The organism is Streptomyces capoamus (assembly GCF_014654935.1).
In the GTDB taxonomy this organism is placed as follows: Bacteria; Actinomycetota; Actinomycetes; order Streptomycetales; family Streptomycetaceae; genus Streptomyces; species Streptomyces capoamus.
In genome coordinates, this window is the sequence record NZ_BNBF01000023.1 from 38737 (window position 1) to 38948 (window position 212).

General features: G+C 66.5%; 1 pseudogene. It reads right to left on the bottom strand.

What is annotated here, in order from left to right:
• Positions 1-212: pseudogene (locus tag IE312_RS42430) on the bottom strand (steroid C27-monooxygenase); the annotation flags it as partial.

Consider the following 212-nt stretch of genomic DNA (forward strand, 5'->3'; position numbering starts at 1 on the left):
CGGCGACGATCGCCTCCGCGCGGGCCCGCAGCCGTTCCTCCAGCGCCCGGATGGAGCGTGGCGTGAACCCGCGCTGCACTATCTGCCGGACCCGCGTATGTTCCGGTGGATCCATGTTGAGCAGGATCAGCCGCTGCGCGTCGATCGCGTCGCGTTCGATGTGCTCGTTGAAGCGGATGATCGCGGTGTTGAGGGAGGACGAGAACAGTTCC